The sequence below is a fragment of the Dialister micraerophilus genome (assembly GCF_947090205.1).
Taxonomy (GTDB): Bacteria; Bacillota; Negativicutes; order Veillonellales; family Dialisteraceae; genus Dialister; species Dialister micraerophilus.
The window spans coordinates 263,043-286,074 of the sequence record NZ_CAMUNF010000001.1; the positions used below are offsets into that span (position 1 = coordinate 263,043).

At 36.5% G+C, this 23,032-nt stretch carries 23 protein-coding genes and 9 tRNA genes; 4 read left to right on the plus strand and 28 right to left on the minus strand.

Annotated features, from left to right (window positions below):
- Positions 1 to 75: 75 nt before the first annotated feature.
- From P6922_RS01275 to P6922_RS01305, 7 genes are read right to left on the minus strand one after another with little or no spacing between them, the layout of a single operon-like run.
- A complete protein-coding gene (locus P6922_RS01275) occupies positions 76 to 1,965 on the minus strand; it encodes a bifunctional 4-hydroxy-3-methylbut-2-enyl diphosphate reductase/30S ribosomal protein S1 (RefSeq protein WP_276873646.1) in 1,890 nt (629 codons plus the stop codon).
- 31 nt (positions 1,966 to 1,996) lie between these two features.
- Positions 1,997 to 2,623 carry a lysophospholipid acyltransferase family protein gene (locus P6922_RS01280; protein ID WP_276873648.1) on the minus strand — a complete coding sequence of 209 codons (627 nt, stop codon included), beginning with the start codon at positions 2,621 to 2,623 and terminating at the stop codon, positions 1,997 to 1,999.
- A gap of 11 nt (positions 2,624 to 2,634) precedes the next feature.
- Positions 2,635 to 3,294, minus strand: a complete 660-nt coding sequence (cmk, locus tag P6922_RS01285; protein ID WP_276873650.1) for a (d)CMP kinase — start codon at positions 3,292 to 3,294, stop codon at positions 2,635 to 2,637.
- Positions 3,287 to 4,540 carry a BaiN/RdsA family NAD(P)/FAD-dependent oxidoreductase gene (locus P6922_RS01290; RefSeq protein WP_007555211.1) on the minus strand — a complete coding sequence of 418 codons (1,254 nt, stop codon included), beginning with the start codon at positions 4,538 to 4,540 and terminating at the stop codon, positions 3,287 to 3,289. The genes cmk and P6922_RS01290 overlap by 8 nt, the downstream gene beginning before the upstream one ends.
- Complete coding sequence (locus P6922_RS01295; RefSeq protein WP_276873652.1) at positions 4,524 to 5,246, minus strand: pseudouridine synthase; 723 nt, start codon at positions 5,244 to 5,246, stop codon at positions 4,524 to 4,526. The genes P6922_RS01290 and P6922_RS01295 overlap by 17 nt, the downstream gene beginning before the upstream one ends.
- Positions 5,243 to 5,776, minus strand: coding sequence for an SMC-Scp complex subunit ScpB (gene scpB / locus P6922_RS01300; RefSeq protein ID WP_007555304.1), 534 nt, complete (start codon positions 5,774 to 5,776; stop codon positions 5,243 to 5,245). The genes P6922_RS01295 and scpB overlap by 4 nt, the downstream gene beginning before the upstream one ends.
- Position 5,777: 1 nt before the next feature.
- Positions 5,778 to 6,485: a segregation and condensation protein A gene (locus P6922_RS01305; RefSeq protein ID WP_276873653.1), complete on the minus strand. Its 708-nt coding sequence runs from the start codon at positions 6,483 to 6,485 to the stop codon at positions 5,778 to 5,780.
- A gap of 206 nt (positions 6,486 to 6,691) precedes the next feature.
- Between P6922_RS01305 and rpsD the strand changes: the two genes are divergently transcribed.
- Positions 6,692 to 7,285: a 30S ribosomal protein S4 gene (gene rpsD / locus P6922_RS01310; protein ID WP_007555248.1), complete on the plus strand. Its 594-nt coding sequence runs from the start codon at positions 6,692 to 6,694 to the stop codon at positions 7,283 to 7,285.
- Positions 7,286 to 7,424: 139 nt separating this feature from the next.
- Here rpsD and P6922_RS01315 read toward each other — a convergent pair whose 3' ends face one another.
- From P6922_RS01315 to P6922_RS01345, 7 genes are all read right to left on the minus strand, one after another.
- On the minus strand, positions 7,425 to 7,919 hold the full coding sequence (locus P6922_RS01315; RefSeq protein WP_276873654.1) for a flavodoxin family protein: 495 nt from the start codon (positions 7,917 to 7,919) through the stop codon (positions 7,425 to 7,427).
- A 100-nt stretch (positions 7,920 to 8,019) separates the two neighbouring features.
- A complete protein-coding gene (gene sufU, locus P6922_RS01320; RefSeq protein ID WP_007555329.1) occupies positions 8,020 to 8,448 on the minus strand; it encodes a Fe-S cluster assembly sulfur transfer protein SufU in 429 nt (142 codons plus the stop codon).
- Positions 8,448 to 9,680 (minus strand): cysteine desulfurase, encoded by a 1,233-nt coding sequence (locus P6922_RS01325; RefSeq protein ID WP_007555331.1) that lies wholly within the window; start codon positions 9,678 to 9,680, stop codon positions 8,448 to 8,450. The genes sufU and P6922_RS01325 overlap by 1 nt, the downstream gene beginning before the upstream one ends.
- On the minus strand, positions 9,670 to 10,725 hold the full coding sequence (locus tag P6922_RS01330; protein ID WP_276873655.1) for a SufD family Fe-S cluster assembly protein: 1,056 nt from the start codon (positions 10,723 to 10,725) through the stop codon (positions 9,670 to 9,672). The genes P6922_RS01325 and P6922_RS01330 overlap by 11 nt, the downstream gene beginning before the upstream one ends.
- A 10-nt stretch (positions 10,726 to 10,735) precedes the next feature.
- Positions 10,736 to 12,148, minus strand: coding sequence for a Fe-S cluster assembly protein SufB (sufB, locus tag P6922_RS01335; protein WP_007555688.1), 1,413 nt, complete (start codon positions 12,146 to 12,148; stop codon positions 10,736 to 10,738).
- Between the two features lies 1 nt (position 12,149).
- Positions 12,150 to 12,893 (minus strand): Fe-S cluster assembly ATPase SufC, encoded by a 744-nt coding sequence (gene sufC, locus P6922_RS01340; protein ID WP_007555689.1) that lies wholly within the window; start codon positions 12,891 to 12,893, stop codon positions 12,150 to 12,152.
- 251 nt (positions 12,894 to 13,144) lie between these two features.
- Complete coding sequence (locus P6922_RS01345) at positions 13,145 to 13,927, minus strand: basic amino acid ABC transporter substrate-binding protein (RefSeq protein WP_276873656.1); 783 nt, start codon at positions 13,925 to 13,927, stop codon at positions 13,145 to 13,147.
- 265 nt (positions 13,928 to 14,192) lie between these two features.
- Between P6922_RS01345 and P6922_RS01350 the strand changes: the two genes are divergently transcribed.
- From P6922_RS01350 to P6922_RS01360, 3 genes are all read left to right on the plus strand, one after another.
- Positions 14,193 to 14,783: a DedA family protein gene (locus P6922_RS01350; protein ID WP_007554996.1), complete on the plus strand. Its 591-nt coding sequence runs from the start codon at positions 14,193 to 14,195 to the stop codon at positions 14,781 to 14,783.
- A 66-nt stretch (positions 14,784 to 14,849) separates the two neighbouring features.
- Positions 14,850 to 16,517 carry an ArnT family glycosyltransferase gene (locus tag P6922_RS01355; RefSeq protein WP_276873658.1) on the plus strand — a complete coding sequence of 556 codons (1,668 nt, stop codon included), beginning with the start codon at positions 14,850 to 14,852 and terminating at the stop codon, positions 16,515 to 16,517.
- Positions 16,492 to 17,211: a uracil-DNA glycosylase gene (locus P6922_RS01360; RefSeq protein WP_007554994.1), complete on the plus strand. Its 720-nt coding sequence runs from the start codon at positions 16,492 to 16,494 to the stop codon at positions 17,209 to 17,211. The genes P6922_RS01355 and P6922_RS01360 overlap by 26 nt, the downstream gene beginning before the upstream one ends.
- Before the next feature lie 36 nt (positions 17,212 to 17,247).
- Here the strand turns inward: P6922_RS01360 and P6922_RS01365 are convergent, their stop codons facing one another.
- The 14 genes from P6922_RS01365 to P6922_RS01430 form a co-directional block, all read right to left on the minus strand.
- The gene (locus P6922_RS01365) at positions 17,248 to 17,646 is read right to left on the minus strand and encodes a GtrA family protein (protein ID WP_007554963.1); all 399 of its coding nucleotides are present in this window, start codon (positions 17,644 to 17,646) and stop codon (positions 17,248 to 17,250) included.
- A 5-nt stretch (positions 17,647 to 17,651) separates the two neighbouring features.
- Positions 17,652 to 18,350, minus strand: a complete 699-nt coding sequence (locus P6922_RS01370) for a hypothetical protein (RefSeq protein ID WP_276873660.1) — start codon at positions 18,348 to 18,350, stop codon at positions 17,652 to 17,654.
- A complete protein-coding gene (locus P6922_RS01375; RefSeq protein ID WP_276873662.1) occupies positions 18,334 to 18,951 on the minus strand; it encodes a lytic transglycosylase domain-containing protein in 618 nt (205 codons plus the stop codon). Before P6922_RS01375 ends, P6922_RS01370 begins: the two co-directional genes overlap by 17 nt.
- A gap of 2 nt (positions 18,952 to 18,953) precedes the next feature.
- Positions 18,954 to 19,565, minus strand: coding sequence for a dephospho-CoA kinase (gene coaE, locus P6922_RS01380; RefSeq protein WP_276873663.1), 612 nt, complete (start codon positions 19,563 to 19,565; stop codon positions 18,954 to 18,956).
- Positions 19,565 to 22,138 (minus strand): DNA polymerase I, encoded by a 2,574-nt coding sequence (polA, locus tag P6922_RS01385; protein ID WP_276873665.1) that lies wholly within the window; start codon positions 22,136 to 22,138, stop codon positions 19,565 to 19,567. Before polA ends, coaE begins: the two co-directional genes overlap by 1 nt.
- Before the next feature lie 124 nt (positions 22,139 to 22,262).
- Positions 22,263 to 22,348 (minus strand) — tRNA-Leu (locus P6922_RS01390).
- Positions 22,349 to 22,376: 28 nt separating this feature from the next.
- Positions 22,377 to 22,463, minus strand: a tRNA-Leu gene (locus P6922_RS01395).
- A 9-nt stretch (positions 22,464 to 22,472) separates the two neighbouring features.
- A tRNA-Phe gene (locus tag P6922_RS01400) sits at positions 22,473 to 22,548 on the minus strand.
- A 4-nt stretch (positions 22,549 to 22,552) separates the two neighbouring features.
- Positions 22,553 to 22,629, minus strand: a tRNA-Asp gene (locus P6922_RS01405).
- A gap of 2 nt (positions 22,630 to 22,631) precedes the next feature.
- Positions 22,632 to 22,707: transfer RNA gene (locus P6922_RS01410), tRNA-Val, on the minus strand.
- A gap of 7 nt (positions 22,708 to 22,714) precedes the next feature.
- Positions 22,715 to 22,789 (minus strand) — tRNA-Glu (locus P6922_RS01415).
- A 3-nt stretch (positions 22,790 to 22,792) separates the two neighbouring features.
- Positions 22,793 to 22,868, minus strand: a tRNA-Lys gene (locus P6922_RS01420).
- Between the two features lie 5 nt (positions 22,869 to 22,873).
- A tRNA-Gln gene (locus P6922_RS01425) sits at positions 22,874 to 22,948 on the minus strand.
- A gap of 1 nt (position 22,949) precedes the next feature.
- Positions 22,950 to 23,025 (minus strand) — tRNA-Asn (locus P6922_RS01430).
- Between the last annotated feature and the right edge of the window lie 7 nt (positions 23,026 to 23,032).

Below are 23,032 nucleotides of genomic sequence, written 5' to 3' on the forward strand. Positions count from 1 at the left end.
AACGTAAGAGACGGGAGTCATCGATACGACAATGACTCCCGCCTTTTAATTTCAAAACACTTAAAATGTTTTTTATTATTCCGAAACTTGTTCGCTTTGTGGTTCAACCAAAGAAAAACTTATTCTCTTACGTTCTTCATCAATGCTGATAATACGTACTGTAAGTACGTCACCGATTTTACAAACATCTGCCGGTTTCTTATTATGATCTTCAGTCATTTCATTTATATGTAACAAGCCGGTCAAACCGTCATTCATTTCTACGATTACGCCGAAATCCAAAATTTTTACGACTTTAGCTTCTACTACATCGTCTACATCATGGTCATGGATTGCTGTTTCCCACGGATTAGGAAGGCATTCTTTATGAGTGAAGGAAATTCTCTGTTTTTCTTTGTCAAATGATTTAATCTTGACATCGATAACTTGTTCAGGAGAAAGTACATCTTCAACTTTAGCTATTTTCTTCCAAGATATGTCGGAAATGTGCAAGAGACCTTCAACACCGTTAATTCCTACAAATGCACCGTAAGGCATAATCTTCTTTACAGTACCTTTGAGAACATCTCCGTTATTGAAAGCGACTTCCAATTCATCCATTTCACTATTTCTTTGTCCTTCCAGTACTGCTTTACGTGAAAGTACAAGACGATTCTTTACGCGATCAATTTCCAAAATCTTTGCTTCAAATTTCTTTCCTACCAAACTCTGCAAAGAATGTACGAAACGTAAATCACCTTGAGAGAGCGGAATGAAACCGCGAAGGGATTTCAGCTGTACAAGCAAACCTACTTTTATTGCTTCAATACCTTCACATTCAACCGGTTCGCCTTTATTGTAAGCGTCTTCGATAACATCCCAGTCCGCCAAGCGATCTACCTTAATCTTGGATACAAAAATAGTGCTGTCTTCTTTTACTCCACTAACTACCTGAACACGAATTGTATCACCCACTTTCAATACATCCTTCAATGATGCCGGTGCCGGGTAAGAATATTCGTGAGCCGGAAGAACCGCCTCAGTCTTATACCCAAAGGAAATGTAAGCTTTGTCGTCGGAAAGGTCAACAACAGTACCTTCCACAACGCTTCCTTTGTGGACATCTAAATTGATATCCTCCATCGCCAGCATTTCATTCATGTCTTCCATAATAAAAAATACCTCCTCTATGATCCAGTCCGGTGTCGATGCACCGGCGGTGATTCCGACTTTGTAATGGCTCTTAAACCACTCTTTTCGTAGCTCTTTCGCAGTTTCGATATGATAGGTTATTGCACCTTCATTACGGCAAACCTCAGCCAATCGTCCGGTATTGGCACTGTTTTTACCGCCTACTACAATCATCACATCCATCTGCTTTGCCAACTCACGCGCCGCTTGTTGCCTTTCCGAAGTAGCCGCACATATGGTTTTATGTACGGATATATTATCTGATTTTCTTGAAATAGCCTCAATAAGCTCATCGGCCAAAGCTACCGAAAATGTTGTTTGAATGACTACATGTGCTTCTTCAAAATGCGGCAACTTGTCGACATCTTCCATTGTTTCTACAATAAACGATTTCCCGACAGCCCATTCCGAAACACTTTTCATTTCCGGATGCTTTTTCTCACCTATGAGTACGACCTGCTTCCCGTCTGCAACAAGTTTTTTTGTTATTTCCTGATTACGTCTGACAAAAGGACATGTTGCATCTACAAGACCCAGATGCTTGCACTTAAGAGTATTATAACACGAAGGACCTACTCCATGCGAACGAATTATTACAGTTTCATTATTTAATTTATTTAAATCATTAACAACGGGGACTCCACGCGCTTCCAAACGTGACACAACTTGCGGATTATGAATCAAAGGCCCGAAAGTGACGGCATTATCGTGCGTTTCGGCAGCCTTCTCCGCAATATTCATAGCACGTCTTACGCCATAACAGAATCCCATAACCTTTGCTTTGTAAATTTCCATTATATTAACCTTTTATAAAATAATTATAAAATTATTGTTTACTATTGTAATCTTTTATTAATTTTTCGATTTCAGATTTCACTTTTTCATTTAAAATTTTAATTTTTTCCGAATCAGGTTTTTCTTTATTTACTTGAACAGGTTTTCCTACAAGAATTGCCAAATTTTTTCCACGTTTAGGCATCGTCATACTTCCTACAACAGCAATCGGAAGTATTGATGTACCTGTCAGCATCGCTATTGACGCCATACCGGAATGAAATTTTCCCAATTCTTCTTTTCTTATTCGTGTACCTTCAGGAAAAATTCCTAAAATATGCCCGTCCTTCAATAATTTTACAGCCGTTCTTATAGCACCTTGGTCTACTCTTCCGCGTTTTACGGGAAATGCTCCACATATTCTCAAAATTTTTGCAAAAAAGGGATTTTTAAATAACTCCGCTTTCGCCATGTAATGAACCAATCTCTTTTTAAATGCAATACTTACAAGCGGCGGATCGAAGTAGCTTTTATGATTAGGTGCAACAATTATACTGCCTTTTTCGGGAATATTCTCCTGACCTTGTACATCTATACGATAAATATGCACGAATATTATTTTAAGTAAAAACCTTACTGTAGCTGCAAATGCATTCCAACTTGTTTTTTTCAAGTTCATACAATACCTCTTTATTCGGAAACTTTTTTCCAATATGAAATTATTTTATCTGCCGTTTCTTCCAATGTTAAATCGCTGTTGTCCAACAATATCGCATCATCGGCTTTGCGTAACGGGGATATTTTTCTTGTCATATCCAAATTATCTCTTCTTTTTATTTCTTCTTCTATACGTTCTAAAGTCATATCGGTATCTTTAAGTTCTTTGTACCTTCTCAATGCCCTTGTATGAACGGATGCGGTAAGAAATATTTTCAAATCTGCGTCCGGTAAAACAACGGTACCTATATCACGACCGTCTAAAACTGCATTTCCTTTTTCGGCAACTTTTCTTTGCAATTTGACCATTGCATTTCTTACACCTTGAAATGCAGATACACGAGAGACATTCGATGAAACTTCAGAAGTTCTTAAATATTGTGTAATATCCTCACCGTCAATAAATACGTGCATGGTATCTTCTTTTGCACATATATCCATATTCAAATTTTCCACCATTTGAACTATTTCTTTTTCTTCTGAAATATTTCTTTTGAGTGCTTCATATGTAATTGCACGATACATTGCTCCTGTATCCAAGTATGTACAATTCAAACGTTTTGCAACCATTTTGGATACACTGCTCTTTCCTGCACCTGCAGGTCCGTCAAGTGCTATGATTTTTTTACGCATTTTTATCCTCCGATGCATTTATCGCTGCCGTATATCCGGTTGAAAATGCAGCTTGTATATTGAATCCTCCCGTAAAAGCATGAATATCAAGTACCTCACCTGCAAAATATAAATTTTTGACTTTCTTGGATTCCATAGTAGATGAATTTACTTCTTTTACGGAAACTCCGCCTGCGGTAACTATAGCTTCTTCTATGGGACGTGTACCTGTAATGGTAAGCGGAAAAGCTTTCATCGTCTTAACTAAAGAAATTCTTTGTGCTTTTTTTACTTCCGAAACCGGTAAATCTTTATCTATTCCGGAAAGTTCCAAAACTATATCTATCATTTTATGCGGTAACAATTCTTTCATTACCGTAGATATTTGTTTGAGATGAAACTTTTCAAACTCTCTTAATATGCGTTTGTCCAAAACTTCTTGAGAAAGTGCCGGTTTCAAATCTATGTACGCTTTCAAGCAATCTTCATTCAACAATAATGCGGATACCATGTCGCTCAAAGATAAAACTATCGGTCCCGATATTCCGAAATGTGTAAAAATCATTTCTCCGAACGCTTCCGACTTTTTCTTTTTACCCTTAATTACCAAATTGACATTACGCAACGATAAACCCTGCATAGCTTTACAATACGACTCTTTGCATACCAAAGGAATCAACGCCGGACGAATTGTGACTATTTTATGTCCCAACTCCTCCGCCATACGATAACCGTCTCCGGTGGACCCCGTACGAGGATATGATTTACCGCCTGTACAGACAATTACGGCATCTACATCATACACACCTTTTTCTGTAAATACCTTTGAAACCGCTCCGTCTTTTACAAATATACGAACTGCCGGTTCTTTTAAATATAAATTCACGTGCATTTCATCCAGTTTTCTCATAAAGAAATGCCTTACGGTTTGCGCACTCTGAGTTTCAGGAAATACACGACCTCCACGCTCGGTAACCGTTTTAAGTCCCCATTCATGAAGCATATCCAATAAATTTACATTTGAAAATTTCCTGTAAGCACTATACAAAAACTTGCCGTTTCCCGGAGTTTTTTCTATAAATTCCATAATAGGACGAATATTGGTAATATTGCAACGACCTTTACCCGTAATGCCCATCTTCAGCCCTATTCTGTCCATTTTTTCAAATAATAATACATTTGCACCTTGCTCTGCACAAATGAGAGATGCGAGCATTCCGGCAACTCCCGCACCTATTACTGCAACTTTTTTATTTGTGGAGTTCATATAAACGTCTGACCTCCTCGGGACTTAATGAACGAAATGTACCGCGACTTACACCTTTAAGTGTAAGAAAACTATATCCTACACGCTCCAATTTGAATACCGGAAAATGGAAAGCTTCCATCATTTTCCTTATTTCACGATTTTTACCTTCATGCAAAACCATTTTCAAAAAAGTTTTATTTTTCTCTTTATCATACGAAATGATTTCTATATCACAAGGTGCGGTAATTCCTGAATCTATTTTCACACCTTCGGACATTTTTTCGGCAAGTCTTTCGGAAAATTTGCCGCGAACAACCACTTCATAAATTTTATAAACTTCATGTGACGGATGTGTAAGTATATAATCCAAATCACCGTCATTTGTCATCAAAAGCAATCCTTCCGAATGATAATCCAATCTGCCGACAGGAAAAACACGTTCTTTTATCTGACTGAAATAATCTGCAACAGTTCTTCGTCCTGCCGGATCCGTCATTGACGTAATAACTTTATCCGGCTTATTGAAAAGGAAATATTTAAGACGTTCTTTTTTTATAACCTTTCCGTTCACTTCTATACAATCACGCACGGAATCGGCTTCAGTTCCCAATTTCGTTACCGTATGTCCGTTTACTTTTACTCTACCTTCTTTTATGAGTTCTTCCGCTTTTCTTCTCGAACAAACTCCTGCATGACTTATTATTTTTTGTAATCTTTCTTTCAAAATAATTCTCCTTCTTCAGGTTTACTTGACCAACGACTCCTAAGTTCACTCAAATCGGAAAGTCCCGTACAAGCCAAAAATCTGCGTGTAGTTCCATACAAAATCGGACTTCCGAGTGTATTTAACCTTCCGCGCTCTTCTATCAATCCTTTTTCAATCAATGTAGATAAAACTCTACCGACGGAAACACCCCTTACTTTTTCTATATCTGCACGTGTAACAGGTTCCTTGCAAGCTACAACTGCAAGCGTCTCCAAAGCTGCAGAAGATAGAGTCTGTTCCTTACCGAGAACTTCCGTAAGCCAATCATTATATTCACTCTTTGTGGCCAAACGCCAACCGGCACCGGACTCATATAATGTAATACCCGAATCTTCTCTCTGATATTTTTCTTTTAGAAAATCCAAACCTTTTTGAATGCTTAAAGTATCTTCCTTAAATACTTCCGACAACTCCTTGAGCTTTACAGGTTCACCCTTTACAAAAAGAAAAGCTTCTATAGAAGCTGCAAACTTGGATAAATCTCTCATTTCATTTCCTCTCGACAGTCATACCATGTACACTATGACCCAACACTACACGTCCCAAGCGAATAAACTCAAGCAATGCAAGTAATGATACCGCCAAATGAATTCTGCTTTTCTGCATTTTAAAATACGCCATTACATCTATCACTTTTTCTTTTTTCAGTAAACGCTCCAAATCATACATTTTTTCATCCAATGAAACCTCTTCAGATGAAAGAACCCTTTCTTCTTTAAATCGGCTGTCATCATAAAGAGCGAAAAAAATCTGAGACAATCTTTTTACGGAAATTTTACCGTTATACACTCCGGACTGAATTTCCTCAGGTTCTTTCATTCGAAAAGGAGCCTGCTTTGCAATTAAACTTTCAATTTGAAATTTCACTTCCCGCATTTTTTTGAACTCTTCCAAAGAACGTACCAACTCCAAACGAGGGTCTTCAACATCCTCATCATCCGCTTGTCTTTGTTTAGGTAAAAGCATACGAGATTTTATATACAAAAGAGTGGTTGCCATTTGAAAAAAACTACTTCCCAACTCCAAATTGAATTGTTCCGCCGCTTTTAAATACTCCAAGTATTGATCCGTTATTTCATGAACGGGAATATCCTGAATATCTATTCTGTTTTTATTTACTAAATGAAGTAATAAATCCAACGGTCCTTCAAAGACCGGAATATTTACAACATACTTATTTCTTTCTTCTGCATCCATACGTATCGTTCCGTAAATCAATCAAATAAATAGAATTTATTCTATTTCATTATAATATATTATCATAAGAACGCAATTAAACACGAATACAATAAAAAAACAATCTGTTTTCATGTAGTTTATTTGACTTTTACAGATATAAAAGTTATAATTATAAAGCTGTTTTAGTTTTGAACAGTAAATTTTAAGAAGAGGTGATTTACACAATGGCAACAAACAGAAATCCCCGTTTTAAGACAAGCAGACGATTTGGCCTCAACATTTACGGTCATCCGAAAGCGTTAAAACGGCAGACTGCAGATGCTCATCAGAAGAAACAATCAGAATACGGCATGCAGTTAGCAGAAAAACAGAAGGTTAAAGCGATTTACAATCTTTTAGAAAGACAGTTCTATCGCTATTATGATAAAGCAAGAAGAATGTCCGGCGTCGTCGGCGAAAATCTGCTGGCTTTACTCGAACGTAGACTTGACAACATCGTATACCGTGCAGGTTTTGCACGTTCAATTCGTCAGGCACGTCAGATGGTCAACCACGGATTAATCAGCGTAAACGGAAAGAAAGTAGACATTCCGTCTTACTCCGTACAGCCCGGTCAGGTAGTTTCACTTCGTGAAAACTACAGATCCAACGAAATGTTCAAACAGTCTTTCAACGAACTTAAGACTTTCGATCTTCCATACATCGAAAAGAGCTTCGATAACTGGTCAGTAACTTTGACACGTATCCCGCTCCGTGAAGAACTTCCGTACAAAGACGAAGTTAATGAAACATACATCGTTGAATTGTACAGCAAATAATTATATACAAAGAAATTCAAAAACTCGCATTACATTATCGTACTGCGAGTTTTTTATTTTTATTTGTTTTTAAGTATTTACAATTTTACAATTTATATTTGCTTTTATACTAAAAGTAAATATAAATTTTCCTTGATTTTTACATTTCTGTTTCCATTGCTCTTTTTGCCCATGTTTTTATGTACATTTTCGGCGTGAGTAGTCTGTTTCCGGAAAATCTTACTGTGAGTCCAGTTTTTATTGTTCCGTCTCTGATTGCCGATATAATATCGTTCATTGCATGTCCTGTGCTTTTTTCATTTGTTATGAAAGGAAATATCAATTTATTTGAGAAGTCGAATTGTTTTAAAAATCTTTTTATTGGCGGTGATGCCGAGTACCACCATACGGGGGTACCTATAAATATTTTTTTGTATTCATATATGTTTACCGGAAATGTTTTCAGATGAGGTAAATAGTTTTCATTTATTTCTTTTTGCGTTCTTATAAACATGGCTTCTTTGTCTTCGGGATATTTATCTTCCAATCGTATCGATGCCATTGTTCCGCCTATGGTGTTTTGTAATATTTCCGCTACATACCTTGTATTTCCGCTGTATGAGTAGTATATGATTAAATTTTCTTTATTCGCCATATTTCACCTGTTTGAAGTAATTGTGTATTAAGTATATCAACAATTTCATATATGTAGCAAGAAAAACCGTTTATTCATTTTACTGAATAAACGGTTTTTGTCAATGTTTTTCAAATGCTTTTTCAATTGTGTGCCATCCAAGTACTGCACATTTTACTCGTGCAGGCATTTTGGATATGTCTTTAAGACTTATTGCGGCTTCCAATTCTTCTTTTTGTTTTTCGCTAAGTTCTTTTCCTCTGATCATATCAAGAAACAGTTCTACAAGATGCATGGCTTCGTCTTTGTCTCTTCCTTGCATTATTTCAATCATCATTGCGGTTGATGCTTGACTTATTGCACATCCGCTGCCGGTGTATGCCAAGTCTGCTATTTTATTTCCTTCGAGTTTTATTTCGATGGTTATATCATCTCCGCAACTGGGATTATGTCCGTGTTCTTTTATTGTAGGTTTATCTATATTTCTTTTGTTCGAATTGTCTTGATTATATTCAAGTATCAAGTCCGTGTATAATTGTTGCAAATTCATCAGTCTTTATACCCCATTACCGTACGCACTTTTTTTAATTTTTCTATAAAATAATCTACTTCGTCTTCCGTATTGTAGAAGTAAAAACTTGCTCGACAGCTTGCATTTATTCCCAAGTATCTGTGCAAAGGTTCGGCACAGTGATGGCCGGTTCTTATACATATGCCGTATTCGGAAAGTATTTGAGCTACATCATGAGGGTGGACGCCTTCTACGGTAAATGCTACCAATCCTTCTTTTTCTTTGTAGTCTTTACTTCCTATTATATGTATAAACGGTATGTTTTTCATACCTTCCAGTGTACGTTTTACAAGTTGTTCTTCACGTTTTCTTATTTCTTCATATCCTATATTTTGTATGTAATCAATCGCTGCTGTAAGACTTACAGCACCTTCTACATATTGTGTTCCGGCTTCAAATTTTGCCGGCAGCGGTGCATAATAGGTTTTTTGTTCTTCAACTCTTTCTATCATGTCTCCGCCGAGCATGAACGGTTCCATTTTTTCGAGGAGTTCTTTTTTACCGTAGAGAACCCCTATTCCGCCCAATGAGCATAGCTTGTGTCCGGAGAATGCAAAGAAATCGCAGTCCAAGTCTTGTACGTCCACTTTCATATGCGGTGTACTTTGTGCTCCGTCAAGTATGACTACGGCACCGTTTTTATGTGCTCTTTGTATAAGTTTTTTTGCATTTATTTTTATTCCGAGTACATTACTTACTTGTGCAAATGCAAATATTTTTACACGAGTGTCGTCTAATTTTTCCAAATCACTTTCTATGAAGTGTCCGGTTTCTTTGTCTACATATATATATTCCAGTATTGCTCCGGTTTTTTCACAAACTCGTTGCCATGTCACCAGATTGGAATGATGTTCGGATATTGCTATAAGTATACGATCGCCTTTTTTCAGAAATTTTTCTCCGTAAGAACGTGCTACCAGGTTCAAACTTTCCGTTGTGTTTCTTGTGTATATTATTTCTTCGGCGCTTTTTGCATGAATAAAATCTTTCACCTTTTCTTTGGATGTGTCATAGATTTCGGATGCACTTATTGCAAATACATGTGCACCTCTATGCGGATTTCCGTTATGGTGTAAGCAATATTCATTTACTTTTTCCAAAACTTGCAAAGGTCTTTGAGTTGTAGCGGCATTATCGAAATACACTACTTTATGACCGTTTACTTCGGTATCCAAAATCGGGAAATCTTTTTTTATCATGCTATTGTTCACAGTTTTCCTCCCGCGATTCCAATTGTATTTTCACTATATTCATTACTTCGTCACGTATACTTTCGTCCATTTTATCAATTAACGGACATATCAACGATTCTACTATTATATGTCTTGCTTCCGTTTTAGTAAATCCTCTTGTCATCAAAAAGTACAAAACGTTGTTGTCAAGTTGGCCCGCACTTGATGCGTGATTTCCTTGTACATCGTCTTCCGTACACAGAAGTAACGGCAATGAAACGTTTCTTGCGGTAGGATCCAATTGTATCGCTATATCGCTTTCATCCCCAACGGATCCGCTGCATCCGTTTATAAAGTTTAAAATTCCTCTGAATACTTTTTTCGAGTAATCCGATAATGCACCTTTTACGTCTATGTTACCGTCGGTATTTTTGCCTATACAGTCTATATGGTAGAAGAAATCAACTTTTTGATTTCCGCTTGCCATGTAAACTGCAGATTCGAACAATGATGAGTTATTTCCTAATAGTTGTGCATAGCTATGTACTATTACTTCTTTACCGCCGAATTCCGCAGCAACAAATTCCGCATGAGCGTTTTCCGCCATAATTATATTTCTTTCGTCATATATTGAGGCGTCTTCAAATCCGTCTTGTATACGTGACACTTTCAGTTCAGCGTTTTTGCCTACATCATATTGTACTGCCGTAAGAATTGTTGCAATATTTTTTTCGCCTTTATATTTCCATACAAGTTCAAGTTCCGATGATTCTTCCAATATTACATGAAATGCTCCGGAAAAGTCTTTTAGTTCTTCACTTGTATTTATTTCTATAGTTAATTTCGTTTTTACGTTTTCAGGAATTTTTATTGTATATGTATGCCCTTCCAACGCTGTTTTTATGGTTTCTTCACATGCACCTTTATATGTTTCAGGGAAATTAAATTCTTTTTTCAAATATTTATTTTCTGAAAATACCGCATTTGCTATGTTTTCCGGTGTTTTAAACATAAAAGGTGTATCATTTGTTTTCAAATATCTGTATGTCAAAGTCGGCAGTCTGTTTACTCTTATTTCTCTCATTTCCGCCTCCTTAACCTATCGATCCTTCAAATTCCAAGTCTATCAGTCTGTTCATTTCTACCGCATATTCCAAGGGCAATGCTTTTGATATAGGTTCGGCAAATCCTCTTACAAGCATGGCTTTTGCTTCTTCTTCCGATATTCCTCTGCTCATAAGGTAGTAGATATCTCCATCGGATATTCTTCCTATTTTTGCTTCATGGCCTAAATCTATGTCGTCATTTTCTATAATAATATCCGGAATTGTATCTGAACGTGACAAGGAATCAAGCATCAATGATTCACAACTTATTGTACCTTTTGTGCCTTTTGCACGCGGACCTATATGTACTACACCTCTGTAAAGACAAGTTCCGCCGCCTTTTGATATGGATTTGGAGTTAATGTTCAAGCTTGTATCTTTTCCGAAGCTTTCAACTTTACATCCGGTATCCAAAAATTGTCCTTTACCTGCAAATGAAATACCGGTAAATTCACATTTCGAACGATCACCTTGCAAAATTGTATCGGGATACAGACATGATACGTGAGATCCGAAGGATCCACTTACCCAAATCATACTTCCGTCTTCTTCGACAATGGCTTTTTTTGTATTCAAGTTGTACATATTTTTTGACCAGTTTTCAATTGTCGAATAACGGAGTGTGGCTCCTTTTTTTACAAACAGTTCTACTGCACCTGCATGCAAGTTCGCCACATTGTAACGAGGTGCGGAGCAACCTTCAATGAAATGACAGGATGCACCTTTTTCAATAATTATCAACGTATGTTCAAATTGTCCCGCTCCGGGAGCATTCAAACGGAAATAACTTTGCAGCGGCATTTTTACGTGAACGCCTTCAGGTACGTACACAAACGATCCGCCTGACCATACTGCATAGTGCAATGCTGCAAATTTATGGTATCGGGGTGTTATTAATTTTCCGAAATACTTTTTTACTATTTCAGGATATTTATTTACTCCCGTTTCAAAATCCACATAAACTACGCCTTGTTGTTCCAATTCTTTTTGTACATTGTGGTAAACAACTTCGGAATCGTATTGTGCACCTACTCCGGCAAGATTTTTCTTCTCGGCTTCGGGAATTCCCAAGCGATCGAAAGTGTCACGTATATTTTGCGGCAAATCTTCCCAACGTGCTTTCATGTCGGTTTTCGGACGTATATATGTATATATGTGGTCCATATCCAACTCGGATATATCCGGCATCCACGGAGGTATGTCCAATTCATCGTAAATTTTTAAAGCTTCAAGTCTTTTTTGAAGCATCCATTCAGGTTCATTTTTCTTTGAAGAAATTTCTCTAATAATATCTTCCGTAAGTCCCGAATCGGATTTGTAAGAAAATTCAACTTTATCTTTTATGTCATATATACTTCGATTTACATCATCGACATAAGTTCTTTTTCTTTCTCCGGCCATACTACACCTCTTTACGATATGCGTCAAAACCGTTGTTTTCAATTTCATCTACCAATTCCGGTCCACCGTTTTTAACTATGTGTCCGTCAATCAGTACATGTACAAAATCAGGCTTGATAAATCTTAAAATCTGATTGAGATGTGTAACCATAACAATAGCGTTTTCTTCGCTATGATATTCTGAAATGTTGCGTGAAACTACACGCACCGCATCTACGTCCAATCCGGAGTCCGTTTCATCAAGCATTGCAAGTTTCGGATTCATTGCACGCATTTGAAGTATTTCACTTTTTTTACGTTCACCGCCTGAAAATCCGTCATTTAAATAACGTTCTCCGTAAGATGTATCCATTTCCAAATCTTCCAAGTATCCTTTAAGCATTCTCTTGAAAGGAAATAATTTCTGTTTCTTTCCGCTTACTATCGTCTTTGCGGTACGAATGAAATTTTCCATAGTAATACCGGCAATTGAAATAGGTGCCTGGAAAGAAAGAAATATTCCCAATTTCGCTCTTTTATCTACGGATAATTCTGTAATGTCTTCTCCGCAAAAGTAAATTTTACCTTTTGTAATTTCATAAGCCGGATTACCCATAACTGAATGAAGCAGCGTAGATTTACCTGCACCGTTCACTCCCATAATTACATGAACTTCTCCGGTATTGATTGTCAAATTTATACCGTGCAAAAGTTCTTTTTCTCCTACTGAAACGTGAAGATTTTCAACACGAAGCAACTCACTCATTTAGTTCACCTCAAAATTTATATCAGTTAATTTTTGTATCTTTATTTACGTTTTCATTGTAGCTTATTTATTTTGATAAGTAAACAAAAAATAATGTTTTTTTAATTGTTTTTATTTGTAAAAACATCGACAAAAAGCCGGAATGTCCGATATTATCTACTTTTTTCGATATATGTTTTTTGTTATAAAAAATTTATTTTATAAACTTAAAAAACACTTCACATTCAGATGTAATGTGAAGTGTTTTTCTATTACTGTTTCTGTTGTTCACCGAACCATTTTTTGTAAATCTTGTCATAGGTTCCGTTTTCTTTGATTTCTTTCAAAGCTTTGTTTACGGCATCTTGCAATTCTTTATTGTCTTTATTTACTGCAAGCGACATTGCCGGACCGGGCTTCGGTGTTCCTACTATTTGAAGGTCCTTGTCGGCACCCTGATTCAAATAGTACATTGTTACCGGACGATCGAGAACTACCGCATCAAGTGTAGATGCCTGCAATTCCATAAATGCCTGTGAGTTTGAGTCAAGTTGTTTTACATTTGCAGCTTTTGCTTCCTGTGCAAGTTCTACAGACTGTGTTCCTACTTGAGCACCTACATTCTTACCTTCAAGATCTTTCCAATCATGAATTGTGTCATTGTCTTTTCTTGTAACAATTACATATCCGTTTTCACTGAAATACGGGTCTGAGAATGCAACTTGTTTTGAACGTTCCGGTGTAGCATCCATACCTGCGGCAATCATGTCGATTTGTCCGCTTTGTACTGCCGGTATCAATGCATCAAAACCCATACTCTTGAATTCCATCTTACTTCCCATTTGCTTTATAACAGCTTCCGCCAAATCCAAATCAAATCCGACGTATTTATCACCGTCTACGAATTCAAACGGTGGGAAAGTCGTTTCCGAACCTACTCGGATAACCGGAGGAATCCCGTTCTTTGTTGTACTGTCCGATCCGCATCCTGCAGAAATCAGAGCTGCTGCCATAGCACCTATAGCAAGTATTGTTTTAAATTTCTTACCAAACATATAATCATCCTCCTGTTATTAAATTGTAGTATTGATTTTTACTACGTGTTGAAAGTTATAATAACACCGTAATTTAATACTGTCAATAGAATTTATTCAACTTTTTGTATTTTTATTTCTTTTCTAATTTTAATTGTATGTATATTCTTACAGCACCGTTATTTGCTTCGTTTTTATAAACCTATATTTACATTTATCTTAAATTGACCATGATTGCATATCATGCTATATTAAAATATAAATATATAAATAAGAAAGGTTTTTCATGGAGCTTATAATTTCTTTTCTCTCCGAATGGGGATATTCGGCACTGTTTGTAACTATGGCTTTGGAAAATATGAATGTCCCGATTCCGAGTGAAATTATTCTCGGCTTTGCCGGATTTCTTGTTTCACAACAAATTTTTTCATTTTGGCCGACAGTAATAGTTGCCACAATTGCAGGTGTTGTCGGATCATTATTGTCTTATTGGATCGGTGCAACAAGCGGTCGGCTTTTTTTATTGAAAATAGCTGAGAAAAATTCATTTACAAATAAAAAACTTCAAATGGCGGATGCATGGTTCAAGAAGTATGGAGGGCTTGCGGTATTTACCGGAAGATTGCTTCCCGGAATACGCACATTCATATCTTTGCCGGCAGGTATTTCGCATTATCCTTTGGTACAATTTGTAATTTATACGATAATAGGTACTATACCGTGGACACTTATGCTTATATATATAGGCGACTTACTCGGTGAAAATTGGCATGAGTTACTTAATTACAAACTTGAACTTGCACTTTTTTCAATCGGTGTACTTATAATTGCATTGGTATTATATTTTATTATCAGGCAGCGCAAAGATAATGTTTAATAATTGTAACGGCGCTATAATGCGTCGTTTTTTGTATGATTGTTTTTTCAAGGAGTATTTATTATTATGCAAGAATCATTTATTACAAAATTTGATGCAAAAATAAAAAGCTGCAAAAATATACATCTTATTGCCGTACTTTTTATTGTTTCTTTCATTTTGCTTTCAATCGGAAGTTCTCTCCTTCCCGTAACCGATCCGGTTGAATCGAATTATGCACTTACGGCAAAAGAAATGGTTTTATCGGGTAATTGGATGTCGCCTCAGATTTATGGCGTTTTTTGGTTTGATAAACCCATAATGATTTACTGGCTTTTGTCCGTTTCATACAGCATTTTCGGATTTACAAATTTCGCTTCGAGATTGCCTTCGATAATTTTCGGTGCAATTTCCGTTCCTCTTTTATATTATTATGTTTCTCACATTTTAAAAGATAAGCAAATTGCATTTTATTCCGGAATAATGCTCTTGACGTCTTTTGAATTTTGGCTTATTTCTCATGGAATTATTACAGATGCCGTTTTGCTTATGTTTACTATTCCTACATTGTTTTCCGCATATATAGGTATAAAAAACAATAATATCAAACATATGCTTATAGCTTACGGTGCCGCAGGATTTGCATGTCTTACAAAAGGCCCCGTAGGATTGGTACTTCCCGGTCTTTTCCTTTTAATATGGTGCGGACTTATGCGTTCATCCGTCTATTTAAAAAGATGCTTTCCGTGGCAAGGTATAATTTTATTCTTAATTGTAGTTCTACCTTGGTATGGCGGTATGTACTTGATTCACGGACAAGATTTCATAAACGGTTTCTTGGGTATTCATAATGTACTTCGTGCAACCTCTTCGGAGCATCCTTCCGACAATCATTGGTATTATTACTTGATTGTGCTTCCGTTATCTCTGCTTCCGTGGTTCGGTCTTACAGTTTATCAGGCGATTAAAGAATGGAAAGAAAAAACGGATTTGTATTTATTCTTAATGACTTGGCTTTTAGGTACATTTTTCTTTTACACTTTAATGGCTACCAAGTATATTACATACACATATATCGCAGTTATACCGGGAATTGTTTTAGCCGCAAAAGCTATAAAAAGCATAAAAAAAGGAAGTACAAAGGCATATATATGTCTTTCAATACCGTTTTTCATTTTAACCGTTGCAATGGGATATTTGACGACTCGTGTGCATGAAGTAAATTGGACTTTCATGTATTTTATAATTATCCTATCAATTGTTTTTGTAGGATTATTTTTCAAAAAAAATTTGCGACAAGGATATATATATGTTTCAACTTTCACTTTACTTATGTATATAAGCATGATTTTACAAGGTCTTCCCGTTTACATGAATACTCGTGCTCCCGTTTTCTTTGCTGACGAATTTAAAAATTTACCGGGCAAACACTATTTCTTCGACACATATAGCACATCTTACGTTTATTACACAAGCGATTTGGCTACCAGAATAAAACCGTCAACTGCACTTGCAACTAATGTTGAATCAAGAAATTCGCTTTGGGATTTTAAATTTATTATGCCGACAATAAGTGATAATGAATTCGAAAATGAAAAATTAAATGAATCGGCGTTTGTTTTCGTTTATAATAAGAATGCAGATGCTTTTAAAAATTGGAAATTTTATAATCATTTTGTTCCGGTAAAAAAATTTGATGACGGAACAATTTACAAGTTGGTGACTATTGATGAATTATCCTCACATAATGCATAAAATCAGAGTTTTTACCGAATCTCTGAAGAAATATAAAGAAAAAAATGTTTTCAATCCATGGACCGATTTCGATCCCGATTACGATATTGCTCATTCACGTTCTATAAGAAAAGCTCAGCTTGAACGTTACCTTGTACATCGCATGGATTCTCCCCGCTTGTTGATAGTTGCGGAAGCTTGCGGTTATCAAGGTTGTCGTTTTACCGGAATACCTTTGACTTCTGAGCGTATGATGCTTGATTTACATCCTGTTGTAAACAGTAAAATGATAATCGGTTCTCCCGGACGCAGAACAAGCAGAAAAGAAAGTCCGTTTCTTCCTGCCGATATTCAGCGTGAAAAAGGATTTAACGAACCTACGGATACAATTGTTTGGAAAGCAGCTTTGGAAAGCGGATTGGCACCTGACGATTTTATACTATGGAATATTTTCCCTTTCCATCCGCATAAACCGGGCAAAATGCTTACCAATCGCACTCCCACTCAAAAAGAATTGGATGCCGGATTGATTTATACCGAAAAACTTCTTGAGTTGGTAGGTGGAAATATAAAAATCTGTGCAGTCGGTAAAAAAAGCGAAACTACATTAAAAAATGCCGGCTACAAAGTTACCGGCGTAAGACATCCTGCAAACGGAGGTGCAACTCTTTTCAGAGAAGGTTTACAGGATTTTATAAAAGAAATCGGTGTATAAATTAAAGGCAAGAGATTAAAACTCTTGCCTTTTTTATTATCTTAATATTATTTTTTTCGTTATGTAATTCCAAATCATCACAACAGCAGCTGCAAAAACTTTTGCAAACATATACCAAATTGCGATTTTTTCAACCATAATGTACATTACGATTTGATTTATACCCAAACCTGCAACAGATGTAATTACAAACCACGTACGTTTTGTGTTTGACTGATTTTCAGTATTGAAAACAACATACACGCATAAAAAATAATTCACTATAAGTGCAATAATAAAAGCCGCTGCCGAAGAAATTAAGTACTGTATGTGCAAATATTCGGTAAATCCGTAAAGCATTGCGAATTCCAACACGAAACAAAATCCGCCGACAACTACAAATCTTATTATTTCTTTTAAGTGTTTCTTGTATAAATTGTAAAACGATTTAAACATTTTTCCTACTCTTCCGATACAGGATTTAAATAAAGATTGTGTAAATCTTCTTTTAAATTCTTGATTATTTTTTGCTCGAATTCTTTAAGTGTCGTTGCATCATATTTGTGTATTATTTTAGGAATTCCTCCGGCACGCATTTCTCCATAATATTGATTTCTGTACATATTATAAAAAAATAAAATACCGCTGTTATTTTGCCTGCATTCATATGCAGCTACGATATATGAACCGTTAAGCCCCAAAACCGGCATGGACGGCTCTATGACTCTTTTGTAATTATGTATTGTTTCCGGCATGGCTTTTGAATAATCCCATTTCGTAAATCCGGTGCTTTTTACAAGTACAGATACCTTACTTCTATCTATCATTTCTTTGTATATGAATTCAGGTAGCATCGTTTTTACAATATTTTTAAATTTTTCAAAATCACCTGTTATCATTTCAATTTGAGTTATTACAAATAATCTGAAATCGGCTTTTATCATAAAATCCATTGTTTCTTCATCGAACAATGCTTTTACTTCCCAACCGTTTTTTTCATTTACGTAAGAGAATGCATAGTATTTGCGATCATCTTGAACATCTACCCTTTTTAAACTGTATTCATGAACGGTTTGAGGCAAATCTTCTTCTATTTTCCAATTTAAAAACAGATTCCTTCGATTTTCACGTTCTTCTTTTATTTTATTTATGTCGCTCATTCTCTACTTCCTCTTGCTCTTCTGTATTTTCTTCTTCATCCAATCTGTCTCTTGTTTCCACTACCAATTTTACAAATTCTCTTGTTTCCGGAAACGGTATTTCTTTTATATTTGTGAAATCATCTTTCCAACCGTATTCGGTTATCCATTCATCTACATTACCTCTTCCGGCATTGTATGCAGCAAGTGCCAGAACTTCGTTATTGTGATATTTTTTAAGCAAATAATCTATATACCACGTTCCGAGCATTATATTTTGTCGAGGTTCTTTCAAATCCGTATATTGCAATTCGCCTTCTTGTGCTATCCATTCGGCGGTTTTCGGCATCAATTGCATCATTCCTACAGCACCTACATGTGATACCGCTTTTTGATCGAATTTACTTTCCGCATGCATTACAGCTTCGACCAAGTGTCTTTGCACTCTGTATTTATGTGCATATTCAGTTATTATCATACGTATTTCGGGTGCAGGTCGACTTAAATAGTTGTGTAAAAATATTGAAAATAAAATAATACCTATAAATAAAAGCACCGTAAAAAGTCTAACACCGAACTTAATATGATTTTGTCGTACATTAGACCTTTTATGTCTTTTCATATTTACCTCTTTTCCGTTTTTTCAATTATTTTTTGAAGTTCTTCAATTACTTGTTTTTCGGTTTCTTCAAATGTGCCGCCATTATTTATTATTTTATCGGCATATTCTTCTTTTTCCGATTCGGGCATTTGAATTTCTATACGTTTTTTTATTTCTTCCGTTGAAAGATTTGTACGCAAACTTAATCTTTCAATCCGTTCATTATAATCGGCTTTTACAAGCCACGTTTCATTTACACGTGTATGCCATCCGCTTTCTATCAGCAACGGTACGTCTAAAAATATAACTTTACTTCCTTCCGTTACATATTTTTCCGTTTCGTTCATCATTTCGTCCCAAACTTTCGGATGTACAAATTCATTAAGTTTCTTTCTTTTTACGGTATTTGTAAACAACACCGATGAAAATTTCACTTTATTCAAGCTTCCGTCTTTATCGAAAACATTTTTACCGAAAATTTCATATATTTTATCAAGTGTACTTTCTTCATTCATAATTTTATGTGCAATCACATCGGCATCTATGACAGGTATTCCGTTTGAACGCAGACAATCCGCTACCGTACTTTTACCTGATCCCATACCTCCGGTAAGTCCTATTAAATACATATTCATTACTTGGTTTCCGCCCAATTTTTACCTACATGCACATCTGCAACAAGTTTCACTTTTAATGAAACAACGGATTCCATTGTTTCTTTAAGCAATTTACTTATTTCTTCAACTTCTTCTTTTACCGCTTCTACAACAAGTTCGTCATGTACTTGTAATAAAATACGACTCTTGTACTTGCCCTTTTTCATTTTTCCGTATACTTGAATCATGGCAATTTTCATGATGTCCGCTGCACTTCCTTGTATCGGAGTGTTCATAGCAGTACGCTCGGCAAATGATTTGCGTTGAAAATTTTTACTGTTTATATCCGGCAAATCACGATATCTTCCGAACAGTGTTTTCACTTTTCCGGTTTTTCTTGCTTCTTCCGTCATTTTTTTCATAAATTCGTGTATACCGGGGTATCTTTTCAAGTATGTTTTTATATATTCATCAGCTTTTTTCCTGCTTATTCCGAGTTGTTTTGAAAGTCCGAAATCGCTTATTCCGTAAATGATACCGAAGTTTACGGCTTTTGCATGTGAACGTTGTTCACTCGTTACTTCTTCAAAGGGAACTCCGAATACTTCAGATGCCGTTCTTCTGTGTATGTCTTCTTTATTTTCAAATGCACGTATAAGTCCTTCATCTCCCGACATATGTGTCAATACACGCAGTTCCACTTGTGAGTAATCCGAAGATATAAAGAAATCATATCCTTCACCCGGTACAAACAAAGAACGAATTACTTTTCCTTCTTCCGTCCTTACGGGTATGTTTTGCAAATTCGGATCCGAACTGCTCAATCTTCCCGTGGCGGTTACCATTTGATTGAATGATGTATGTACTCGCTTTGTTTCTTTTCGCACAAGTAACGGTATTGCATCAAGATATGTGGAAATAAGTTTTGCCAATGTTCTGTATTCAAGTATGTTCTTTACAAAAGGATAATCTATTGCAAGACTTTCCAAAACATCTGCCGCCGTAGAGTATCCGGTTTTGGTTTTCTTCCCTGTCGGCATTCCCATTTTATCGAATAATATGTGGCTTAATTGTTTTGGAGAATTTACATTGAATTCTTCTCCGGCTTCTCTATAAATTTCCAAAAGAAGTTTTTCTTCTTTTTCTTTCATGTTTTTCCGAACTTTTTCCCAATTTTCTTCGTCTATGGAAATACCGTTTTTTTCCATTTCTGCCAATACTTCGATTAACGGTTGTTCTACTTCTTTGAATAATTTTTCTATATCGTTTTTTACCAAAAGTTCATAGGATGATGTGTATAAAGCCAAAAGAAAATCTGCAATCATATTTCCGTTTTGTTCAAAACTTGCGTTTTCGTCAATATATATTGACGGTACTTTAAATAATTCTCCTACATATGAGCGATTATAAGTAACATGCGTGGGATCAAGTAAGTACGCAATAAGAGTTACATCATAAAATTTCAAATTTTCATATGGAAAATCCGATTCGAATATTTCTTTACTGTTTTCTGCTATTATTGCCTTTGCTTTCAAAAGTTGCTTTTTAAATTCTGAAAAATCTTTACGTTCTACTTTGTAATTGCCGTTTTTTGTTCCTGCTATTACTTCATTTATTTTGAAAAAAGGAGTTTTACCTTGAATTTCCGGTACAAATGAAATAATTTCATCTTCAAATGAAATATTTTCATCCCAATTTAAAAGCGGTTTCATTTCTTCCATTTCTTTTTTCTTCGCTTCGGCAAGCATCTTAAATCTCGGCAATCCGCTTAATTCTTCAGCTATCGAATGAAGTCCCAATTTATCGAACAATTCTTTCATTTCATCGTAATGTATCGGTTGTTTCATTTCTTCAAGAGTTGCATTTATAGGTATATCAATACGTATCTTAGCTAAATTTCGTGACAAATATGCATCTTCTTTACCGCTTAAAAGTTTCGTCTTTTGTGCACCTTTTATTTCTTCAATATTTTTGTATATATTATCGAGATTTTCGTATTTTTGTAAAAGTTTTATTGCAGTTTTTTCGCCTACTCCTTTTACTCCGGGTATATTGTCGGATGTATCTCCCATCAATGCTTTCATGTCTATTATCTGAGAAGGTTTTATTCCGTACTTTTGAACTACTGCGGAAGGGGTCATTTCCGCCATGTTGCTTATACCTTTTTGCGTGAGAAATACCGTTACCTTTTCACTTGATAACTGCAACGAATCTCTATCTCCCGTAACTATCAAAACAGGAAGTTCGTCTTTATACTTGAATGCCAAGGTGCCGAGTATGTCGTCGCCTTCGTATCCGGCCATTTCATATACGGCAACTCCCATTACACGCAACAAATCTTTTATCAATTTAAATTGAGGTACAAGTTCGGCCGGTGCAGATTTTCTTGTGGCTTTATAGTCTTTATAAATTTCATTTCTGAATGTATATCTGTCTTTGTCGAATGCTACAGCTATATATTCAGGGTCCAAATTACGATAAAGCCCTGCAAGCATACGCAAAAATCCATATACCGCATTTGTATATATTCCGTTGTGGGACAGTAACGGCAATGCATAAAAAGCTCTGTAAAATAAACTGCTGCCGTCTATAATAACTAATTTTTTATCCATATGTACCCCCGCAATATTGTCTTCACTTCATTATATATGATTTTTTAATATGTATCTACCGATGCGGTTTTTTGTGATTTCTCTACATAATAAAAAAAGCTCATCCAAAGATGAGATAAACGCTTGGTGCGGTTGGAGAGACTTGAACTCTCACGGATAAAATCCACTACCGCCTGAAGATAGCGCGTCTGCCAATTCCGCCACAACCGCTTATTAACTTTTTTTGCACCTTATTTTTTGGTGCGGCTGGTGAGACTTGAACTCACACGATCGAAAGATCACTACCCCCTCAAAGTAGCGCGTCTGCCAATTCCGCCACAGCCGCATAAAAAAGTGGTGCCTCAGCCCGGAATCGAACCGGGGACACAAGGATTTTCAGTCCTTTGCTCTACCAACTGAGCTACCGAGGCATAATGGCGACCCGGATCAGATTTGAACTGACGATCTTCGCCGTGACAGGGCGACATGTTAGACCGCTACACCACCGGGCCATTGGTGGGCGATGACAGGATCGAACTGCCGACATTCTGCTTGTAAGGCAGACGCTCTCCCAGCTGAGCTAATCGCCCAAATTAATGGTGACCCGTGGGGGATTCGAACCCCCGACTCCGCCGTGAAAGGGCGGTGTCTTAACCGCTTGACGAACGGGCCATTTGGTGATCCATCCGCGACTCGAACGCGGGACACCTTGATTAAAAGTCAAGTGCTCTACCGACTGAGCTAATGGATCATGTGTGGCAGGGGTAGCAGGATTTGAACCTACGCATAACGGAGTCAGAGTCCGTTGCCTTACCGCTTGGCTATACCCCTATGGCTCCTGAAGTAGGACTCGAACCTACGACCGATCGGTTAACAGCCGATTGCTCTACCAACTGAGCTATTCAGGAACACTCG

Coding starts and splice junctions, on each gene's coding strand:
- P6922_RS01365 (WP_007554963.1), bottom strand. CDS start 17,646: ATGTTTAAATCGTTTTACAATTTATACAAGAAACACTTAAAAGAAATA.
- scpB (WP_007555304.1), bottom strand. CDS start 5,776: ATGAGAGATTTATCCAAGTTTGCAGCTTCTATAGAAGCTTTTCTTTTT.
- rpsD (WP_007555248.1), top strand. CDS start 6,692: ATGGCAACAAACAGAAATCCCCGTTTTAAGACAAGCAGACGATTTGGC.
- P6922_RS01275 (WP_276873646.1), bottom strand. CDS start 1,965: ATGGAAATTTACAAAGCAAAGGTTATGGGATTCTGTTATGGCGTAAGA.
- P6922_RS01355 (WP_276873658.1), top strand. CDS start 14,850: ATGCAAGAATCATTTATTACAAAATTTGATGCAAAAATAAAAAGCTGC.
- sufC (WP_007555689.1), bottom strand. CDS start 12,893: ATGAGTGAGTTGCTTCGTGTTGAAAATCTTCACGTTTCAGTAGGAGAA.
- P6922_RS01350 (WP_007554996.1), top strand. CDS start 14,193: ATGGAGCTTATAATTTCTTTTCTCTCCGAATGGGGATATTCGGCACTG.
- coaE (WP_276873663.1), bottom strand. CDS start 19,565: ATGAATATGTATTTAATAGGACTTACCGGAGGTATGGGATCAGGTAAA.
- P6922_RS01330 (WP_276873655.1), bottom strand. CDS start 10,725: ATGAGAGAAATAAGAGTAAACAGACTGCCGACTTTGACATACAGATAT.
- P6922_RS01305 (WP_276873653.1), bottom strand. CDS start 6,485: ATGGATGCAGAAGAAAGAAATAAGTATGTTGTAAATATTCCGGTCTTT.
- P6922_RS01315 (WP_276873654.1), bottom strand. CDS start 7,919: ATGGCGAATAAAGAAAATTTAATCATATACTACTCATACAGCGGAAAT.
- P6922_RS01375 (WP_276873662.1), bottom strand. CDS start 18,951: ATGAAAAGACATAAAAGGTCTAATGTACGACAAAATCATATTAAGTTC.
- P6922_RS01290 (WP_007555211.1), bottom strand. CDS start 4,540: ATGAACTCCACAAATAAAAAAGTTGCAGTAATAGGTGCGGGAGTTGCC.
- cmk (WP_276873650.1), bottom strand. CDS start 3,294: ATGCGTAAAAAAATCATAGCACTTGACGGACCTGCAGGTGCAGGAAAG.
- polA (WP_276873665.1), bottom strand. CDS start 22,138: ATGGATAAAAAATTAGTTATTATAGACGGCAGCAGTTTATTTTACAGA.
- P6922_RS01370 (WP_276873660.1), bottom strand. CDS start 18,350: ATGAGCGACATAAATAAAATAAAAGAAGAACGTGAAAATCGAAGGAAT.
- sufU (WP_007555329.1), bottom strand. CDS start 8,448: ATGAATTTGCAACAATTATACACGGACTTGATACTTGAATATAATCAA.
- sufB (WP_007555688.1), bottom strand. CDS start 12,148: ATGGCCGGAGAAAGAAAAAGAACTTATGTCGATGATGTAAATCGAAGT.
- P6922_RS01280 (WP_276873648.1), bottom strand. CDS start 2,623: ATGAACTTGAAAAAAACAAGTTGGAATGCATTTGCAGCTACAGTAAGG.
- P6922_RS01345 (WP_276873656.1), bottom strand. CDS start 13,927: ATGTTTGGTAAGAAATTTAAAACAATACTTGCTATAGGTGCTATGGCA.
- P6922_RS01360 (WP_007554994.1), top strand. CDS start 16,492: ATGAATTATCCTCACATAATGCATAAAATCAGAGTTTTTACCGAATCT.